Genomic DNA, 19,237 nt, shown 5'->3' with positions numbered 1-19,237 from the left:
CGGGGGCTCCTGCTTGATGTTCGGGCGGCCGAACTGGCCGGATGGCGAAAAGTGAGGGGACCCTATACAACTCCGATTCGCGATGTCGGACTTCGGTCTCCTGTCCCCCGATCGGACCGTCCGCGTGCTCCCCGCCCTGCCCGCATCGGCGCTTCCCGCGCCGGTCGCGCGCTGGGCCGCGGGGCTCGCGGAGGCCCCCGATCCCGTCGCCGCCTACGGCTACCTCCCCGACGTGGCGGCCGCCCGGGCGGCCGAGCTGCGCGCGGCCCTCCCGGCGTGGGCGGCGGTCTGCTTCGCGCTGAAGGCCAACGGCTTCGCGCCGGTGCTCGACGCGCTCGGCGCGGTCGTCGACGGCTTCGAGGTCTCCTCCCGCCGCGAGCTCGCCGCGGCCCGCGCCGCCTGGGGGTCCCGACCCGAGGCGCCGCTGCTCGTGTCGAGCGGCCCGGCGAAGAGCGACGCGCTCCTGGACGCGCTGCTGGCCGCGGGCGGCACCGTGAACGTCGAGAGCCCGCTGGAGCTCCACCGCGCCGCGGCCGCCGGGCGCCGCGCCGGGCGCCCCGCCGCCGTCTGCGTGCGGGTCAACCCCCTCGACGTGCCGGTCGCCGGGGACCTCACGATGGGCGGCGCGGCCAGCCCCTTCGGCGTCCCGGAGGAGGACGTGCCGGCCCTGCTGGACGCCGCGCGGACCCTGTCGGAGGACCTCGAGGTCGTCGGCGTGCACGTCCACGCGGCGAGCAACGTCGCCGACGCCGGCGACTACGCCGGCTACGCCGCCTGGGTGCTGGACTACGCCACCGGACTGGCCGACGCGCACCGGCTCGCGCTGCGGATCGTCGACGTCGGCGGCGGGCTCGGCTTCGACGCGACCGGCGAGGCGCCGTTCGACCTCGCCCGGCTCGGGCGGGGACTGGCCGCCCTCGACCCGCCCCCCGGCGTGCGGATGATCCTCGAGCCGGGACGCTGGATCGCCGCGCCGTGCGGGTGGTACGCCGCGCCGATCGCCGACGTGAAGCCCGTGCGCGGCCGCACGTTCGTCGTCCTCCGCGGCGGGGTGAACCACTTCCTCCTGCCCGCCTCGTGGGACCTGCCCCAGCCGCTGGCCGTCGTGCCGATCGAGAGGTGGGACGCCCGCCTGCCGCGGCCCGCCGTCCACGGCGCGCGCGCCACCGTGGCCGGGGAGCTCTGCACCCCCGAGGACACGCTCGTGCCGGACGTCGACGGCGTGACCGCCCGCGCCGGCGACGTCGCGGTGCTGCCGTGCGCCGGCGCGTACGGCTGGGAGTTCGGCCTGCACGAGTTCCTCGGTCACCCGCTCGCCCCCCGCGTCGTGCTCGAGCGCGACGTCCGCCGCCCGTCCCCGGCCCTCGCGGCCGCATCCCCCGGAGACCGCTCGTGATCCCCACCCACACCGACGCCATCCTCGACCGCCAGGCGGCCCGCGAGAGCTCGGCGCGCACGTACGCGCGCTGGCTCGGCGCCGTGCCGGTCCGCGCCCGCGGCGCCGAGCTGGAGACCGCCGACGGCCGCGTCCTGCTCGACTGCCTGGCGGGCGCGGGCACGCTGGCGCTGGGCCACAACCACCCCGAGGTCGTCGGCGCGATCGAGGAGGTCCTGGCCAGCGGCGCGCCGCTGCACGCGCTGGACTTCGCGACCCCCTGGAAGGACGACCTCACCACCGAGCTGCTGGCCGCGCTGCCGGAGGCGTTCCGGCGCACGCGCCCCCGCCTGCACTTCTGCGGGCCGGCCGGGACCGACGCCGTCGAGGCCGCGATCAAGCTCTGCCAGACCGGCACCGGGCGCCAGGGGATCCTCGCGTTCACCGGCGCCTACCACGGGATGACGCTCGGGGCCCTCGCCGCGAGCGCCGGCGTCGCGACGAAGGCGCCGGTCGCCGGCCTGGGCACCGACGTGACGCGCCTGCCGTTCCCCTACGCGCTGCGCTGCCCCTTCGGCCTCGGCCCCCACGGCGCCACCGTCTCGGCCCGCTACGTCGAGCGGCTGCTCGACGACCCCAACGGCGGCGTCGTCCCGCCTGCGCTGATGCTGCTGGAGGCCGTCCAGGGCGAGGGCGGCGTCGTGCCGGCGCCGGACGAGTGGCTGCGCACGATGCGCCGGATCACCGAGCGCCACGGCATTCGGCTCGTCGTCGACGAGGTCCAGTCCGGGGTCGGGCGGACCGGGACGATGTGGGCCCACGAGCGCGCCGGGATCGTCCCGGACGCGATCGTCATGAGCAAGGCGATCGGCGGCAGCCTGCCGCTGGCGGTCGTCGCCTACCGCGGCGACCTCGACGGATGGGCCCCGGGCGCGCACACCGGGACGTTCCGCGGGACGACGCTCGCGATGGCCACCGGCGCCGCGACGCTGCGCGTCGTCCGCCGCGACCGGCTCGCCGAGCGCGCCGGGCGCCTCGGGGCGTGGATCGCCGAGGAGCTGCGCGAGCGGCTGGCCGGGCACCCCGCCGTCGCCGAGGTCCGCGGCCGCGGCCTCATGCTCGGCGTGGAGCTCGTCGACCCCGCCGGCGCGCCGGACGGTCTCGGCGTCCGCCCCGCCGCGCCGCGGCTCGCCGCAGCCGTCCGCGCCGCCTGCCTGGAGCGCGGCCTGATCGTCGAGCTCGGCGGGCGGCACGACAGCGTCGTGCGGCTGCTGCCGCCGCTCGTGCTCTCCGACGCCCAGGCCGAGCGGGTCGTCGCGGTGCTCGGCGACGTCGTGCGCACCGAGGGCGACCGCGCGCGCGGCGCCGCGCTGGAGGTCGCCGCATGAGCGCCCTGGCCCACGACGACGCGGCGCTGCGCCGGCTGCTGCGGATCGCGCTCGACGCGACCGTCGCCGGGCGCGCCGACCGCGGCGGGCCGCTGCCGGCCGGCGAGCCCGCGGCCCCGCGGGCGGCGCTCGGCGCGCTGCTGGGCGGCGACGGGGCGCTGCCCGAGCGCGGCCTCGGCGAGACGGACGCCCTGGCCGGGCTCGCGCGCCTGCTCGCCGCCGGGCACGCCGACCCCGGCGATCCGCGCTGCGCCGCGCACCTGCACTGCCCGCCGCTGGCGGTCGCGGTCGCCGCGGACGCCGTCGTCGCGGCGCTCAACCCCTCGCTGGACTCCTGGGACCAGGGCCCCTCGTCGGCGGCGGTCGAGGACGCCGTCGTGGATGCGCTGGCGGAGCTCGCCGGCCTCGACCCGGAGCGCGCGGGCGGGACGATCACCACGGGCGCGAGCGCGTCGACGCTCACGGCGCTCCTGCTGGCGCGCGAGGCGCTCGGCCCGACGGTCGGGATCGCCTGCTCGGAGCTCGCCCACTTCTCCGTCGGCCGGGCCGCCCAGGTGCTCGGGCTCGGCGCCGCCGCCGTCCACGCGGTGCCGGTGGACGACGCCGGCCGGATGCGCGCCGACGCGCTCGAGGCGACGCTCGCCGGCGGGCGTCGGCCGTGGGTCGTGGTGGCGACGGCCGGCACCACCGATCTCGGCGCGATCGACCCGCTCCCGGACATCGCCCGGGCGGTCGACCGGGTGGGCGGGTGGCTGCACGTCGACGCCGCGTACGGCGGCGGTGCGTTGCTCTCGCGCCGCCTGGCGCCGCTGCTGCGCGGCGTCGAGCGCGCCGACAGCATCGCGCTGGACCTCCACAAGCTCGGCTGGCAGCCGGTCGCCGCCGGGGCGTTGCTGCTGCGCGACCGGGCGCTCCTCGGACCGCTGGCGCTCGAGGTCGCCTACCTCAACGCCGCCGACGACGACGAGGCCGGCTACGAGGACCGGGTCGGGCGGTCGCTGCGCACGACGCGACGGCCGGACGCGTTCAAGCTGCTCGTCACGATGCGGGCCCTCGGACGCGAGGGGCTCGGCGCGCTCGTCGACGCCTGCCACGACCGGGCGCACGACGCCGCCGCGGCGATCGCCGCGGAGCCGGCGCTCGAGCTGCTCGGACCGCCGACGCTCACGACGGTGCTCCTGCGCCCGCGCGACGAGGACCCCACGCGACGCGACGAGCGCTGCGCCGCGGTGCGCCGGCGCCTGCTGCGGGAGGGGCGGGCCGTCGTCGGGCGCACCGAACTGCCCGGCACCGGCCCCGGTCGCCGCTGGCTGAAGCTCACGCTCCTGCACCCCCACGCCACCGGCGACGAGGTCCGCGCGCTCGTGCGCCTCGTCGCGGAGGCGGCGGCCGACGAGCGGGAGCCGCTCGCCGCGGCGGAGGCCCGCGCATGAGCACCGCCGCCCCCGCCGGCGCGGCGCGCGCCGCCGAGGACCCGCTGCACGGCGCCGATCCCGTCGTCGCCGCCGACCAGGCGGCGATCGAGCCGCTGCTGCGGGCGTGGGTCCGCGAGACGGGAGCCTCCCTGCCGCCGTCCGGCTCGCGGGCGCGCCTGCCGCTGCCAGGCCAGGGCACCGCCCTGCTCGTCCCGGTGCTGCACCGCTCGGCGAGCGGCTGGCACCGCTTCGGCCGCGTGCGGCGCGAGCGCTCGGGGGGCGAGCCCGGGCCGGAGCTGCCCCATCGCGAGGTCGCCACCCTGCTCCTGCGCGAGGCCGCGCTGCAGCAGGGGCGGTCGGCCGCCGCGGCCGACGCCGCGATCGCGCGGGCCCGCGACTCCGCCGGACGGATCGCCGAGCACCTCGACGACCGCTGGGCGCACCCCGAGGACCCGACGGGCGAGCGGAGCTTCCGCGCCGGAGAGCAGGCGCTGACCGTCGGTCATCCCTTCCATCCGGCCGGCAAGGGGCGGGAGGAGGACGACCCGGTCCGCCTGCGCGAGCTCTCGCCCGAGCTGCGCGGTCGCCTGCGGCTGCGCTGGCTCGGCGTGCGGCCGACCGACCTCGTCGGCGAGGGCCCGGGGGAGGAGCCGATCGCCGAGACGCTGCGGCGGATGGCCCTCGACGACGGCGTGGCCGTCCCCGAGGACCGCGTGCCGCTGCCGTTGCACCCGTCGCAGGCGGCGCGCCTCCTCGCCGAGGGTCCGGTGGCCGACGCGCTCGCCGCCGGCCGGCTCGTCGACCTCGGGTCCGCGACGGCGAGCTGGTTCCCGACCTCCTCGCTGCGCACCCTCGAGCGCGACGGGGCGCGGTGGATGGCGAAGCTCTCGCTCGGCCTGCGGATCACGAACTCCCGGCGCGAGAACCACCGCCCCGAGCTGCGCCTCGGGCGCCACGTCGGCGCGTTGGCCACCGCGCTGGAGGCGCTCGAGGGGCACCGCCCGTCCGTCGGCGTGCTGCTCGACGCGGCCTGGGCGAGCACCGACGTCGCGGGACCGGGGGAGGAGCACGGGTTGGCGCTCGCGCTGCGCGACGCGGTCGTCGGCGCCGGCGACCCGACGATCTGCCTCGCCGGTCTCGTCGCGGAGCGTCCGCGGCAGGGCCCCAGCCGACTCGGCGCGATCGTGCTCGAGCGCGCGGCGGCGAGCGGCGAGCCGGTCGAGGAGGCCGCCGGGGCGTGGCTCGACGCGCTGCTGGACGTCCTCGTGCTGCCGCTCCTGCGCTGGCACGACGTCCACGGCGTCGGCGTCGAGGCGCACGCCCAGAACGCGCTGGTGACCCTCGATCCCGACGGCCTGCCGGTGCGCGGCTGGTACCGGGACGGCCAGGGCTGGTACGTCGCCCGCGCGCACGCCGCGGCCTGGCAGCGGCGGCTGCCATGCCTGGAGCCGGAGGGCTGCCAGCTCGTCTTCGACGACGACCTCGTCGCCGATCGCGTCGCCTACTACCTCGGCGTGAACGCCCTGCTCGGCGTGGTCGGCGCGCTCGGCGCCGACGGCGTGGCCGACGAGCGCGCGCTCCTGGCCCGGATCCGCGACCGCCTGGAGCCGGTCGCCCGGGCGCGTCCGGACGGCGTCGCCGCCCGCCTGCGCGACGCGCCGACCCTCACGAGCAAGTGCAACCTGCTGACGACCGTCGACGGCCGTGACGAGCTCGACGGGCCCGTCGCGACCCAGTCGGTGTACCGCGAGATCCCCAACCCGATCGCCCGCGCATGAGCCACGAGTCCCCCCTCGACCTCCTCGGGGTCGGCATCGGTCCGTTCAACCTCAGCCTCGCCGCGCTCGCCGACGGCGTCGAGGACCTCGACGTGCGCTGCGTCGACGAGCGGTCGTCGTTCGGCTGGCACCCCGGCATGCTGCTCGAGGGCACGACGCTGCAGGTCCCGTTCCTCGCCGACCTCGTGACGCTCGTGGACCCCACGAGCCGCTGGTCGTTCCTCGCGTACCTGCGCGAGCGCCGCCGGCTCTTCCCCTTCTACTTCGCCGAGCGGTTCCTCGTGCCGCGCGCCGAGTTCGACGACTACTGCCGGTGGGCCGCCGAGGGCCTCGACGCGTGCCGCTTCGGGCACCGGGTCGAGGCGATCCGGTGGGACGAGGCCGCCGGCGCGTTCGCCGCGAGCCTCATCGGGCCCGACGGCGTCGGCGAGGTGCTCGCCCGCAACGTCGTGCTCGGGATCGGCACCGCCCCGACGCTCCCGGCGCCGCTGCGGGCGCTGCACGACGACGACGGGCCGGTCCTGCACAGCGCGCAGTACCTCCACCGCCGCGACGCCCTGCGCGCGCTGGACGACGTCACCGTCGTCGGCTCGGGCCAGTCGGGCGCCGAGGTCTTCCTCGACCTCCTCCGCGCCCAGCGCCCGGGGCAGGTCCGGCGGTGGTGCACCCGCAGCCGCGCGATCGCGCCGATGGAGTACTCCAAGCTCGGGCTCGAGCAGTTCACGCCGGACTACACGCGCTACTTCCACGGCCTGCAGGAGCCGGTCCGCGACCGCGTCCTGCCCCAGCAGAGCCAGCTCTACAAGGCGATCTCGGCCGACACGATCGCCGAGATCCAGCAGGTGCTCTACGAGCGGACGATCGGCGGCGGCTGGCCCGACGGGGTGTCGATCACGCCGAACGTCAGCGTCGCGTCGGCCGCCGGCATCGCGGACGGCGGGGTGACGCTCGAGCTGCGAGAGCCCGACCAGGGCCAGGCGGCGACGCTGCGGACCGACGCGGTCGTCGCGGCGACCGGCTACGCCCCGCGCGAGCCCCGCTGCCTGCGGCCGCTCGAGGACGCCCTGCAGCGCGACGCCCGCGGGCGGCTGGCGATCGACGCCGAGCACCGGCTCGTGACGCGTCCGGGGCTGGGCGGGATCTTCGTCCAGAACGCCGAGCTGCACACCCACGGCGTCGGCGCGCCCGACCTCGGGCTCGGGGCGTGGCGCAGCGCCACGATCCTCAACGCGGTCGCCGGTCGCGAGGTCCACCCCCTGCCGGAGCGGACCGCGTTCACGACCTTCGGCCTGGAGCACGCCGCGTGACGGCGATCCCCTCCGGCCCCGCCGGGGCGCGCCGCGGCGGACCGCGGCTCGTCCTGGCCGGGGTCCTCGGCCTGCTGCTCGTCGGCGAGATGGCGCTCGGGCCGTTCTACCCGCAGCTCCTGCGCGAGGTCCACGGCACCGACAACCCGGGCGACACCGGGCTCGTGCTGTGGGCGTCCCGGCTCTCGGCGATGGTCGCGCTGCCGCTGCTGGGCCTGCTCGCGCGCCGGATCGGCGCCGCGCGGGTGGTCACCGGCGGGCTCGCGGTGGCGGCGTGCGCGGACGTCGCGATGGCCCTCGCCCCGACGCTGGAGGCGTTCGTGGTGGCCTGCGCGGTGGCCGCGGCCTCCGGCGCCGCGCTCCTGCTGGCCTACCCGGCGCTCGTGGCCCTGGACGGCGAGGGCACGCCCGGGGTCGTGTGGTTCGCCGGGCTCTTCCACGGGGCGATCATCGTCGCGGCGGCGACCGGCGCGCTGATCGTCGCGCTGCCCGATCCGCGGATCGGCCTGGCGGCCTTCGCGCCCGTGACGCTCGCGCTGCTCGCCGTCGCCCGTCGGGCGATGGCCCGGGCGACGGGGCCCGTCCCCGCCGGCGCAGGGGCGACCGGGCCTGCGGCGCCCGTCCCGGCCCCGTCGGGAACCGGTGCCCCGGCCGGGGACGCGCCGTCGCCGCCCCGCGAGGCTGCGCGTCGCGGACCGGAGACCGAGCGGGGCGGACGCGAGCGCGTCGCGCGCTGGGCGCTCGTCCTCGCCCCGCTCGTCGGGATCGCGCTGCTGGCCACGGTGCTCGACTTCGCGATGGCGGTCGTGCGCCCGTTCTTCGTCACCGCGCTGGAGGACGACGGCCGCTCGGCCGCCCTGGCCACCGCGCTCTTCCTGCTGCCCTCGGCCGCCGCGCTGGCCACGCTGCCGCTCGCCCGCGCCGCCCGCGGGCGGCTCGGGGGCGCGCTGCTGCCGCTCGCGCTGCTCCTCGCCGCGGGGGGCCTGGCCCTGCAGGCGGCCACCGCCTCGTCCGTCCTGCCGCTGGCGCTGGGCCGGGTCGCCTTCGGCGCCGGCGTCGTCCTCGCGCAGGTCGAGATCGATCGCCGCGTGTTCTCCGCCGTCGGGGTCACCGGTCCCGGCTTCGCGGCGACCGAGACGGCCCGCGGCCTCGGCCTCGTCCTCGCCCCGCTCGTCGCCGCCGCGGCGGCCGAGCGCGACCTGCTGCTGCCGCTCGCCGTCGGGGCCGCGACCTTCGCCGTCGCGGCCGCCGGCGCGCTGCTGGCCACCGTCCCCCGAGCCTCCCGGAGGTCCCGCCGTGTCCCGTCCCACTGAGCCCGACGCCCCCGTCGACGAGCGGGCGGCCGCCGCGGCCGATCCGGAGGCCTGGCGGATCGCCGGCTCGCGGCTGCTGGCCCGCGCGATCGGCGAGCTCGCCTACGAGGGCCTTGTGCGCCCGGTGCCCGGCGCCGCGCCGGACGCGTGGTCGCTCGCGCTGCCCGCCGCCACCTACCGCTTCCGCGCCACGCGCGACCGGTTCGACGGGTTCGTCGTCGACCCCGGGTCGGTCCGGCGCGAGGACGACGCGAGCGCCGACGGCCCCACCCGCGCCGACGACCCCGCGCTGCTGCTGCGCGACGCCGCGCCCGAGCTCGGCCTCGCGGGCGGCGCGCTCGTGGACGCGCTGCGCGACCTCGCCGCGACCCGCGCCGCGGACGTCCACCTCGCCCGGCGCCGGCCGAGCGCGGCGGCGCTGGCCGACCTCGAGCACGTCGCGCTCGAGGCCCACGGCGAGGGCCACCCGCGGATGGTCCTCAACAAGGGCCGCCTGGGCTTCGGCCCGTCGGACCTGCGCCGCTACGCCCCCGAGCACGCCCCCGACGTCCGGCTGGCCTGGATCGCCGCGCACCCCGACCTGGCCACCCACCACGGGCTCGACGCCGGCGCCTTCGCGGCCGCGCAGCTCGACGAGGAGGAGCGGGAGCGGTTCGCCGCCCGGCTCCGGCAGCACGCCGCCGGCGATCCGTCCGACTGGGCGTGGCTGCCCGTCCACCCGTTCCACCTCGAGCGGGAGCTCCTCGGGCTGCTCGCCGAGGAGCTGGCGACCGGCCGCGTCGTCGTGCTCGGGACCGGTGCGGACCGCCACCGACCGCTGCAGTCGGTCCGGACGCTCGCGAACGTCGACCGGCCCGATCGCCACGACGTGAAGCTGCCGCTGGCCATCCGCAACACCCTGGTCTGGCGCGGGCTCTCCGCCGAGCACAGCGCCCAGGCGCCGGCGCTGAGCGCGTGGCTCGCGCGGGCGATCGAGGCCGACGACCTGCTCGCGGAGAGCGGCTTCGTCGCGCTCGCCGAGCGCGCCGCGGTGACGCTGCGGCCGTCGCTGGTGCGCGGCATCCCGGAGCTCCCCTACCGCTACGCCGAGACCGGCGGCGCGGTGCTGCGCCAGCCCGTCCACGAGATCCTGCGGCCGGGCGAGCGGGCGCGCTCGCTCGCGGCGCTGACGCTCGTCGGCCGCGACGGGCGGGCGCTCGTGACCGAGCTCGTCGCCCGCTCCGGCCTCGACGCCGAGACGTGGCTGGCGCGGCTGCTCGACGCGCTCCTGCCGCCGCTCGTGCGCTTCCTCGTGCGCCACGGCGTCGCGTTCTGCCCGCACGGCGAGAACACCGTCGTCGTCCTCGACGGCCGCGACGTGCCGGTGCGCGTCGCGGTGAAGGACCTCGCCGAGGACGTGAACCTCGTGCCCGAGCGCCGCCCGGAGCACGACGACCTCCCGGCGGCCGCCGCCGCGGTGCTCCTCCGGTGGCCGGTCGGCGAGCTGCGCCACAGCCTGCTGTCGGCGCTCGTGGCGGGCCACTTCCGGACGTTCGCGCCGCTCGTCGCCGATCACCTCGGGGTGCCCGAGCGCGCGTTCTGGGCGCTCGTCGCCGGCACGCTGCAGCGGTGCCGGGACGACGGGGACCGCGAGCTCGCGGCCCGGTTCGACGAGCTCGGGCTCTTCGCGCCGCGCTTCGAGCGGATCCAGCTCAACCGCGAGCAGCTCTCGGGCGACGCCTTCCACGAGCGGGCCGAGCGCGACGAGGGCTTCGACCTCGCGGAGGGCACGGTCCCCAACCCGCTCGCCGACGTCGACCGCGACGCCGCGGCGGTCCGCGTCGCCGACCTGCTCGGCGGGGCGCCGTCCGGGCGCGCGGCGCTGGCGGGGGCCCGCCGATGAGCGCCCCCGATGCCGTCCGGCCCGTCGCCCGCGCCGCCGCCCCGTCGCGCGCCGGCCGCCCCGGGCCCGCCGTGCCGCGCGGGGACCTCGGCGCGCTGCGCCGCGCGGTCGCCGACGGGACCGTCGAGGAGGTCGTGATCGCGCTGCCCGACCTCCAGGGTCGCCTGCAGGGCAGTCGGATCGACGCCGATCACGCGCTCGCCGAGGTGCTCGTGCCCGGCGGGGGGTTCGGCGCCTGCGACTACCTGCTCGCCGTCGACGTCGACATGCGGACGGACGGCGGCTACGCGATCGACGCCGACGACCGGGGCTTCGGCGACCTCGTGCTGCGCCCCGATCCGGACAGCCTCTGCCTGCCACCGTGGTGGGACCGGACCGCGCTCGTCATCGCCGACGCGGTCGACCACGCGGGAGCGCCGGTCGACGTCGCGCCGCGGAGCGTCCTGCGCCGCCAGCTCGAGCGGCTCGCCGACCACGGGCTGTCGGCGCGCTGCGGGACGGAGCTCGAGTTCGTCGTCTTCGACGAGAGCCCGGCGGCCGCGCACGAGCGCGGGTTCCGCGACCTGACCCCGGCCAGCCGCCACAACGCCGACTACGGGCTGCTGGCGACGGCCGGGATCGAGCACCTGACGCGGCGGATCCGCCGGGCGCTCGGGGACTGCGGCCTGCGCCTGGAGACCGCGCGCGGGGAGTGCCACCCCGGCCAGTACGAGATCGTCTTCCGTCACGAGGAGGCGCTGCGCGCCTGCGACGACGCGGCGCTGCTGAAGCTCGCGGCCAAGGCGATCGCCGGGCAGGAGGGCCGCGCGCTGACCTTCATGGCGCGGGTCGACGAGGGGGAGGGCTCCTCCTGCCACGTCCACATGAGCCTCACCGACCGCGACGGCCGCCCGGCGTTCGCCGCCGAGGGGGAGGAGCTGCCCGACCTCCTGCGCCACGCGCTGGCCGGCCAGCTCGCGTGCCTCGGGGACTTCGCGCTGCTCTGGGCGCCGACGACGAACAGCTACAAGCGGCTGCAGCCCGGGACGTTCGCCCCCGACGCCGCTGCGTGGGGCTGGGACAACCGCCTCGCGGCGCTGCGGATCGCCGGCCACGGCGCCGGTCGCCGGATCGAGCACCGCGTCGCCGGCGCGGACGCCAACCCGTACCTCGTCGTCGCCGGCATCGCCGCGGCCGCCGTGCACGGCATCGAGCACGGGCTGGAGCCGGGCGACCCCGTCGCCGGCCCGCCCGGTCCCGACGCGCCGCCGCTGCCGCGCGATCTCGCCGAGGCGCTCGCCCGCTGGCGCGCGAGCCCGCTCGTGCGCGCGGCCTTCGGCCCCGACGTCCAGCGCCACCTGGCGCGCGCCGCGGCCGTCGAGCTCGACCTGAGCCGGCGCGCCGTCACCGACTGGGAGCGCCGGCGGCTCTTCGAGCGCATCTGACCCGTCCTTCCCGGGCCGCCGCCGACGTTCGTCGGCGGCAGTCCGCCCTCCGATCCCGAGACCGATGCTCACCACTCCGCCCGCGTCCGCCGATCCGCGTCGTTCAGCCACTGCGCCGCCCCCGTCCCGGGTCGCCGCGCTGCCGCGCCCCGTCGCCGACGCCCGCGCGGCCGATGCGGCGGTCGTGCCGCTGCGGGACGCCCACCGCGCCGCCGCCGTCGACGTCGCGCTGCGCACGATCTGGGCCGACCCCGACGATCCCTGCGGACCCGAGCTCCAGGAGGACCCGTTGCTGGACGGCGTCCTGGCCCGGATGAGCGAGACCGACCCGGACCTCTGCCGGGTCGCCGTCCGCGACGGGCGGGTCGTGGGGCTCTGCGCGAGCGTCCTGCGCGACGGCACGTGGCTCATGTCGCAGCTCGCGGTCGCACCGGACGAGCACCGCTCCGGCGTCGGCGCGCGCCTGGCCGGCGCGGTGATCGAGGCCGCGGCGGCGCGGCCGGAGGGGCCGCCGCGGGCCGCCGTGCTCGCGTGCTCGACCGACGTCCGGATGCTCCGGGGCGTCGTGCGCGCGGGCTTCGCGGTGTCGCCCGCGCTGCACGCGGTCGGTCCGGTCGACCGGCGGCGGCTGACCGCCGAGCCGACCGTGCGCGACGCGGACCCCGAGCGCGACGCCGAGCTGCTCGAGGCGCTCTCGCGCGCGGCGCGGGGCGCGAGCCACCGCCGGGATCTGCCGGCGCTCGTGGCGCTCGGCTGGCGACCGGCGGTCGACCCGCGGGGCGCGTGGGGCGCGGCCGGGCCGTCGGGCCATCCGTCGTTCGTCGTGGGGACCGACGACGCCGCGGCCACGGCCGTCCTGCGCGCGCTGCTCGCCGACGCCCCGGTGGAGGGCACGGCGGTCGAGGGCCTGCGAGCCGGCCAGGACTGGGCGCTGCGCGTCGTCGCCGACCTCGGCCTGCAGCTCGCGCCGAGCGGGGCGGTCGCGACGCTCGGCGCGGTGGGGGCGGGACCGTACCTGCCGTCGGGGCTGTGGCTGTGAGCCGCCGTCGCCTCGCCCTGCTCGGGCTCGTCCTCGCGCTCGCCGGCGCGGCTCCGGCCGGGGCGGCGCCGGCGCCGCTCGAGCGCGGCGCGGGCGACCCCGCGGCCGGCGGCGTCCACGACGTCCTGCCGCCCGGCACCGACGGCAGCACGTCGCTGCCCGAGGCCCTCGCGTTCCTCGCCGACGGGCGGCGCCCGTCGCACGCCGGCGACCAGCTCCCGCTGTTCGCCGCCCTGCCGCGCGCGGCGGCCCGGCCCGGACCGCTCGATCTCGCCCGCCTCTACAAGGACGCGACCTTCGGGACGACGCCCGCCGAGCGCGTCGGCGAGGAGCATCCGCGCGACGACGTGACGATCGTGCGCGACCGCCGCTTCGGGGTGCCCCGCGTGCGCGGCGCCACCCGCGACGGGGTCCTCTTCGGCGCGGGCTGGGTGGCCGCGCAGGACCGGCTCTTCCTCATGGACGTCATGCGGCACCTCGCGCGCGGGCAGCTCAGCGGCTTCGCGGGCGGCGCGCCGGGCAACCGCGCCCTGGATGCCTACCAGTGGTCGCAGGCGCCCTACGCCGAGGTCGACCTCCAGGCGCAGCTCGACGCGCTCCCGCGCCGCTACGGCGCCGAGGGCGCGCGGCTGCGGCGCGACCTCGAGCAGTACGTGGCGGGGATCAACGCGTACCTCGTCGGCCTGCCGCTGCGGCCGGGCGGGGTGCCCGCGGAGTACCTGGCGGTGAACCGGCCGCTGGGCCCCGAGCGGTGGCGCACGACCGACCTCGTCGCGACGGCGGCGCTCTTCGGGACCTCGTTCGGACGCGGCGGCGGGCAGGAGCTCGAGGTCGCCGAGCTCCTCCAGCGGTTCACCGAGCGCTTCGGCGCGCGCACGGGGCGCGCGCTCTGGCGTCAGCTGCTGGCCTTCGACGACCCCGACGCGCCGACGACGGTCCGGCGGGCGGCCGGGCGCTTCCCGTACCAGACCCCGTCCTCGGGGACGCCCGCCGGCGACGCCGGCGGCACCGCGATCCTGCCCGACCGCGGCAGCGTCGTCCGGTCCCCGGTCGTCGTCGCCGGCCCGGACGCGGCGCCCGCCCGCGCCCGCGCGCGTCGCGGCGAGGCGCCGGTCGACCGACGTCCCGGGGCGACCCGCGCGCTCCCGGGGATCGTCGGATCGCTGCCGCGGACGATGTCCAACGCGCTGCTCGTCTCCGGGGCGCGCTCCCGCAGCGGGCATCCGCTGGCGGTCATGGGGCCGCAGGTGGACTTCAGCGCCCCGCAGCTCCTGCTCGAGCAGGAGCTCGTCGGGGGCGGGATCCAGGCGCGCGGCGCGGCCTTCCCGGGGCTCAGCGCGTTCGTGCTCGTCGGGCGGGGCCTCGACTACGCGTTCTCGGCGACCTCGGGCCAGCAGGACATCGCCGACACGTTCGCCCTGCCGCTCTGCGATCCCGGCGGTGGCGTCGCGACCCTGCGCTCCTCGGGCGTGCGCTACCGCGACCGGTGCGTGGGGATCGAGCGGCTCGTCCGGCGCACGAGCTGGACGCCGAGCCTCGCGGACCCCACCCCGGCGGGACGGCAGGAGCTCGTCGCCGAGCGGACCCCGCTCGGGCTCGTCGCCGGTCGCGGGACCGTCGAGGGACGGCCGACGGCGTTCACCGTGCTGCGCTCGACGTACGGGCACGAGATCGACTCCGCGGTCGGGATCGCGCGGCTGAACCGCCCGGACGCCGTGCACGACGCGGAGAGCTTCCGTCGCGCGACCGCCGATATCGCGTTCGCGACGAACTGGTTCTACGTCGACGACCGCGACGCGCAGTACCAGGGCGCCGGCGCGCTGCCGCGGCGGGCCCCGGGCGCGACGGGGCAGCTCCCGGTGTCCGCCGACGACGCGTGGGTCGGCTGGGACCCGGTCGCCCGCACATCCCAGCGGCTCGGCCTCGACGAGCAGCCGGCCGTGCGCAACCAGGACTACGTCACGAACTGGAACAACAAGCAGGCCGTCGGGTTCGCGTCGTCGGCGGACAGCACCTACGGCAGCGTCTACCGCTCCCAGCTCCTCGACCTGCGGGTCGACCAGGCGCTGACGCGCGGCGGCGGCCGGATCGACCTCGGCGAGGCGGTGCGCGCGGTCGGGCTGGCCGCGACGACCGACCTCCGCGGGCAGAAGGTGCTGCCGCTCGCGCTGCGGCTGCTGCGCGACGAGCGCGATCCCGCGCTGCGCGCCGCGCTGGATCGGCTCTCCGCGTGGGCGGCGGACGGCTGGCACCGGCGGGACGCCGACGGCGACGGCCGCTACGAGCACGCCGACGCGATCCGGATCATGGACGCGTGGTGGCCGCGGTGGCTGCGGGCCCAGTTCGAGCCCGCGCTCGGCGCGGAGCTGTTCGCCGCCCTCGAGCGGTTCTTCCCGCTCGACGATCCGCCGGGCGGCGACCTGGGCCACCGCGGGTCGGCGTACCAGGCGGGCTGGTACTCCATGGCCCACAAGGACCTGCGCGCCGTGCTCGGCGGCCGGCTGCGGGAGCGCTTCGCCACCGGCTTCTGCGGGGGCGGGTCGCGGGCGGCGTGCGTGGCGGCGCTGGCCTCCTCGCTGCGCGACGCGCTGGCGGTGCCCCCGGCCGAGGTCTACCGCGACGACGCGGAGTGCGACCGCGGGCGCCACGCGCGCACGGACCGGCAGCGCTGCTTCGACGCGATCGTCCATCGGCCCTACGGGCTCCTGGACCAGCCGCTGGCGGACTTCCAGAACCGGCCGACCTACCAGCTCGCGGCCGAGATCCGGGGCCGCCGGCCCCGCTGAGCCGGCGCGGGGGCGGCGCCGGGACTCCCGCCGGCGCCGCCGCCGGACGCCGCCGAGCCGGGTCGGCGCGGCGTTCGCCGGTCCGCCGACGCGCCGCCGACCGCGCTGCGCGCCGGTCGCGGCGCGCCCGCGCGGCCCACGGCGGCAACGCCACCCGTCATCGAGTGCATCGGCCTCCGGTGGCCCACCATCCGGGTGCGGATGCCGTCATCGACGCCCCGTCAGCGGTGCGAGCCTGCCGCCGATCCCGCTGACCAGGAGGAGCAGCCGCCATGGGTCTCACCACTGGGAATTTCCCGCCCGTCGATCCACCGACGTTCATGAAGATGCCGTACCTCGAGCGCATCAAGACGCTCTCGAGGCACTGGGCCGAATACGGATTCGGCGCACCGAAGATCACGATGTTCATCTACTTGTTCCGGATGATCTTCTTCACCGCCGGCTGCGGAGTGCTGGCGGCGACGCTCACCTCCGACCTCAACCCGTTCGCGCCGTCGGAGTGGTTCGACCAGGCGATCGTCTGGCAGAAGCTCATCGTCTGGATGCTGCTCATCGAGTCGCTCGGCATGGGCGGCTCGTGGGGGCCGCTCTCCGGGCACTTCAAGCCCTTCACCGCCGGCTTCCGCCACTACTTCCGGACCGGCACGATTCGGCTCCCGCCGTGGCCCGACAAGGTGCCGGGCACGAAGGGGCACACCCGCGAGCCGATCGACGTCCTGCTCTACACGGCGCTCATCGCGACCTACGTCGTCGCGATCGCCCTGCCCGGTCAGGACAACGCGGACACGAACGCCGCCGGCGCGTCGCTGACGCTCATGTCGACGGGCGTGCTCGTGCCGATGATCGCGCTGCTCTGCGTCCTCGGCCTGCGCGACCGCACGGTCTTCCTCGCGGCCCGCAGCGAGCAGTACCTGCCGGCGCTGATCTTCTTCGCGTTCTTCCCGTTCGTGGACATGGTCATCGCGGCGAAGATCCTCATCGTCGCCGTCTGGGCCTGGGCCGGCTTCTCGAAGCTCACGAAGCACTTCCCGCTGGTCATCCCGCCGATGACGAGCAACACGCCGTGGCTCAGCTCGACGAAGATCAAGCGCGGCCACTACAAGGATTTCCCGAACGACCTGCGGCCGTCGGGCTTCGCGAAGTTCATGGCGCACATCCCGGGCACCGCGTTCGAGATCGCCGTCCCGCTCGTCCTGCTCCTGTCGACGAACGACACGATCACGACGATCGCCGCGATCATCATGCTCGGCTACTGCGTCTTCATCATCAGCTGCTTCCCGCTGGCGACGCCGATCGAGTGGAACGTCATGTTCATGTTCCTCATCGGGTTCCTCTTCCTGGAGCACCAGGGCAGCGCCGGCTACGCGCTGTGGGACATGGACCCGGCGCTGCTGGCGCTGACGCTCATCGCCATGTGCGTCTTCCCGATCTGGGGCAACATGCGGCCCGACCAGATCTCGTTCCTGCCGAGCCTGCGTCAGTACGCCGGCAACTGGGCGTCGGCGATGTGGGCGATGGCGCCGGGCGCCGAGCAGAAGCTCAACGAGCACGTCAAGAAGGCGTCGCTCATGCAGCGCGACCAGCTCGAGGAGCTCTACGGCTTCCACGAGGCGGAGGTCGTCCTGCACCAGCTGCTCGGCTGGCGCTCCCTGCACAGCCAGGGCCGGGGCCTGAACTCGGTCATGTGGAACACGCTGGGCAAGGACCTCGACCACTACACGCTGCGCGAGGCGGAGTTCTCCTCCAACGCGCTCATGGGCTGGAACTTCGGTGACGGCCACCTGCACGACGACCGCTTCATCCAGGCGCTCCAGGACCGGTGCAACTTCGCGCCGGGCGAGTTCATCGTCGTCTGGGTCGAGTCGGAGCCCTACGCCAACGGGCGTCAGCAGTACCACGTGATCGACGCCGCGGTCGGCGTGATCGAGCGGGGCAGCTGGTCGGTCGAGGAGTGCGTCAACACGCAGCCGTGGCTGCCGGACGGCCCGGTCTCCACCGAGGTCACCTGGCGCCGCGAGGGCTACCAGCGGGTGAGCTACCCGCCGCAGCCGATCCCCGGCGCGGACGAGCCGGCGGCCGCCGCAGCACCCCGCCCGCAGGTCGCCACGTGACGCGAGCGGTCGTCGTCGGCAGCGGGCCCAACGGGCTCGCTGCCGCCGTGACCCTCGCGGCCTCCGGCATCGACGTCACGGTGCTGGAGGCGGCCGAGCGGATCGGCGGCGGGACCCGGACGAGCGAGCTGACGCTCCCCGGGCTCCTGCACGACGAGTGCTCGGCCGCGCACCCGCTCGCGGTGGAGAACGGCTTCACCGAGCGGTTCGACCTCGCCGCCCACGGCCTCACGTGGCGGTGGGCGGAGGTCGAGTACAGCCATCCCCTGGACGGCGGCCGCGGGGCCGCCGCCCTGCGGTCGGTCGAGGAGACCGCCGCCGGCCTCGGCGCCGACGGCCGGGCCTGGCGCTCGCTCTTCGGCTGGCTCACCGACCACTTCGACCGCATCGCGCCGGCCGTCACGCAGCCGATGACGAAGCTGCCGCGCCATCCGCTGGCGATGGCCCGGTTCGGCGCCCAGGCCGGCCTCCCGGCCGCGGTGCTGCTCCAGCGCCTGCGGACGGTCGAGGGGCGCGCGCTGCTCGCCGGCACGATCGCGCACGCGCTGCGGCCCTTCAACACGCTCTTCTCGGCCGCCGTCGGCGTGACGCTCGGCACCGCCGCGCACCGCTACGGCTGGCCGGTCGCCGAGGGCGGCTCGCGGGCGATCACCGACGCGATGGCGTCGCTGCTGCGCAGCCACGGCGGCCGGATCGAGACCGGCGTCGAGGTGACGTCGCTCGACGAGCTCGACCGCCCCGACGTCGTCCTCTTCGACACGGCGCCCGAGGCGGCGGCGCGGATCGCCGGCGATCGCATCCCGCCGCGCGTCGCGCGCGCGCTGCGCCGCTACCGCCACGGACCGGCGACCTTCAAGGTCGAGTTCGCCGTCCGCGAGGGCATCCCGTGGACCCACGAGCCGACGCGCCGCGCCGGCACGGTGCACGTGTCCGGCGACGCGCGCGAGGTCGCGACGGTCGAGCGCCAGATCTGGCGCGGCGAGATGCCCGAGCGCCCGTACGTCCTGCTCTGCCAGCAGTACCTCGCCGACCCGACGCGCTCCCGCGGCGACCTGCACCCGATCTACGCCTACGCCCATGTGCCGACCGGCTGGACCGGCGACGCGACCGCGGCGATCGAGGCGCAGATCGAGCGCTACGCGCCCGGCTTCCGCGAGCGGATCGAGGCGCGCGACGTGCGCACCGTGGCCCAGACCGTGGCCTACAACCGGAACTTCGTCGGCGGCGACACGATCACCGGCGCCAACGACGCCCGTCAGATGATCGCCCGGCCCCGGCCGGCGCTCGACCCGTACGCCCTCGGCGCCGACGGGCTCTTCCTCTGCTCCGCTGCGACCCCGCCCGGCGCGGGCGCGCACGGCATGTGCGGCTACAACGCCGCGAACTCCGCGCTGCGCCGGCTCGCCGCCTGACGCAGGC

At 77.2% G+C, this 19,237-nt stretch carries 12 protein-coding genes; all 12 read left to right on the top strand.

Annotated features, from left to right (window positions below; translation table 11 throughout):
• The first annotated feature begins 82 nt into the window (after window positions 1-82).
• The 12 genes from SK069_RS03935 to SK069_RS03880 all read left to right on the top strand — a co-directional run bounded on the left by SK069_RS03935 (window position 83) and on the right by SK069_RS03880 (window position 19,230).
• Window positions 83-1,396, top strand: a complete 1,314-nt coding sequence (locus tag SK069_RS03935) for an alanine racemase (protein WP_319952878.1) — start codon at window positions 83-85, stop codon at window positions 1,394-1,396.
• Window positions 1,393-2,763, top strand: coding sequence for a diaminobutyrate--2-oxoglutarate transaminase family protein (locus SK069_RS03930; protein WP_319952877.1), 1,371 nt, complete (start codon window positions 1,393-1,395; stop codon window positions 2,761-2,763). Before SK069_RS03935 ends, SK069_RS03930 begins: the two co-directional genes overlap by 4 nt.
• Window positions 2,760-4,196, top strand: a complete 1,437-nt coding sequence (locus tag SK069_RS03925; protein WP_319952876.1) for a pyridoxal phosphate-dependent decarboxylase family protein — start codon at window positions 2,760-2,762, stop codon at window positions 4,194-4,196. Before SK069_RS03930 ends, SK069_RS03925 begins: the two co-directional genes overlap by 4 nt.
• The gene (locus SK069_RS03920) at window positions 4,193-5,956 is read left to right on the top strand and encodes an IucA/IucC family protein (RefSeq protein ID WP_319952875.1); all 1,764 of its coding nucleotides are present in this window, start codon (window positions 4,193-4,195) and stop codon (window positions 5,954-5,956) included. Before SK069_RS03925 ends, SK069_RS03920 begins: the two co-directional genes overlap by 4 nt.
• The gene (locus SK069_RS03915) at window positions 5,953-7,263 is read left to right on the top strand and encodes a lysine N(6)-hydroxylase/L-ornithine N(5)-oxygenase family protein (RefSeq protein ID WP_319952874.1); all 1,311 of its coding nucleotides are present in this window, start codon (window positions 5,953-5,955) and stop codon (window positions 7,261-7,263) included. Before SK069_RS03920 ends, SK069_RS03915 begins: the two co-directional genes overlap by 4 nt.
• A complete protein-coding gene (locus tag SK069_RS03910; RefSeq protein WP_319952873.1) occupies window positions 7,260-8,576 on the top strand; it encodes a hypothetical protein in 1,317 nt (438 codons plus the stop codon). The genes SK069_RS03915 and SK069_RS03910 overlap by 4 nt, the downstream gene beginning before the upstream one ends.
• Window positions 8,560-10,458 (top strand): IucA/IucC family protein, encoded by a 1,899-nt coding sequence (locus tag SK069_RS03905; RefSeq protein WP_319952872.1) that lies wholly within the window; start codon window positions 8,560-8,562, stop codon window positions 10,456-10,458. Before SK069_RS03910 ends, SK069_RS03905 begins: the two co-directional genes overlap by 17 nt.
• Window positions 10,455-11,882: a glutamine synthetase family protein gene (locus SK069_RS03900; protein ID WP_319952871.1), complete on the top strand. Its 1,428-nt coding sequence runs from the start codon at window positions 10,455-10,457 to the stop codon at window positions 11,880-11,882. Before SK069_RS03905 ends, SK069_RS03900 begins: the two co-directional genes overlap by 4 nt.
• Window positions 11,883-11,946: 64 nt before the next feature.
• Window positions 11,947-12,921, top strand: coding sequence for a GNAT family N-acetyltransferase (locus tag SK069_RS03895; protein ID WP_319952870.1), 975 nt, complete (start codon window positions 11,947-11,949; stop codon window positions 12,919-12,921).
• Window positions 12,918-15,707, top strand: a complete 2,790-nt coding sequence (locus SK069_RS03890) for a penicillin acylase family protein (RefSeq protein ID WP_319952869.1) — start codon at window positions 12,918-12,920, stop codon at window positions 15,705-15,707. Before SK069_RS03895 ends, SK069_RS03890 begins: the two co-directional genes overlap by 4 nt.
• Before the next feature lie 272 nt (window positions 15,708-15,979).
• A complete protein-coding gene (locus SK069_RS03885) occupies window positions 15,980-17,818 on the top strand; it encodes a DUF3556 domain-containing protein (RefSeq protein WP_319952868.1) in 1,839 nt (612 codons plus the stop codon).
• The gene (locus tag SK069_RS03880) at window positions 17,815-19,230 is read left to right on the top strand and encodes a phytoene desaturase family protein (protein ID WP_319952867.1); all 1,416 of its coding nucleotides are present in this window, start codon (window positions 17,815-17,817) and stop codon (window positions 19,228-19,230) included. The genes SK069_RS03885 and SK069_RS03880 overlap by 4 nt, the downstream gene beginning before the upstream one ends.
• Window positions 19,231-19,237 lie beyond the last annotated feature (7 nt).

Origin of the sequence: Patulibacter brassicae (assembly GCF_033949425.1) — a bacterium.
In the GTDB taxonomy this organism is placed as follows: domain Bacteria; phylum Actinomycetota; class Thermoleophilia; order Solirubrobacterales; family Solirubrobacteraceae; genus Patulibacter; species Patulibacter brassicae.
The sequence above is the reverse complement of the archived record's forward strand: the minus strand, read 5'-3'. Positions and strand labels throughout refer to the sequence as shown.

Bases quoted from the DNA above. Each gene is read 5' to 3' on its own strand.
- SK069_RS03935 (WP_319952878.1), top strand. From the start codon at position 83: ATGTCGGACTTCGGTCTCCTGTCCCCCGATCGGACCGTCCGCGTGCTC.
- SK069_RS03925 (WP_319952876.1), top strand. From the start codon at position 2,760: ATGAGCGCCCTGGCCCACGACGACGCGGCGCTGCGCCGGCTGCTGCGG.
- SK069_RS03920 (WP_319952875.1), top strand. From the start codon at position 4,193: ATGAGCACCGCCGCCCCCGCCGGCGCGGCGCGCGCCGCCGAGGACCCG.
- SK069_RS03915 (WP_319952874.1), top strand. From the start codon at position 5,953: ATGAGCCACGAGTCCCCCCTCGACCTCCTCGGGGTCGGCATCGGTCCG.
- SK069_RS03900 (WP_319952871.1), top strand. From the start codon at position 10,455: ATGAGCGCCCCCGATGCCGTCCGGCCCGTCGCCCGCGCCGCCGCCCCG.
- SK069_RS03895 (WP_319952870.1), top strand. From the start codon at position 11,947: ATGCTCACCACTCCGCCCGCGTCCGCCGATCCGCGTCGTTCAGCCACT.
- SK069_RS03885 (WP_319952868.1), top strand. From the start codon at position 15,980: ATGGGTCTCACCACTGGGAATTTCCCGCCCGTCGATCCACCGACGTTC.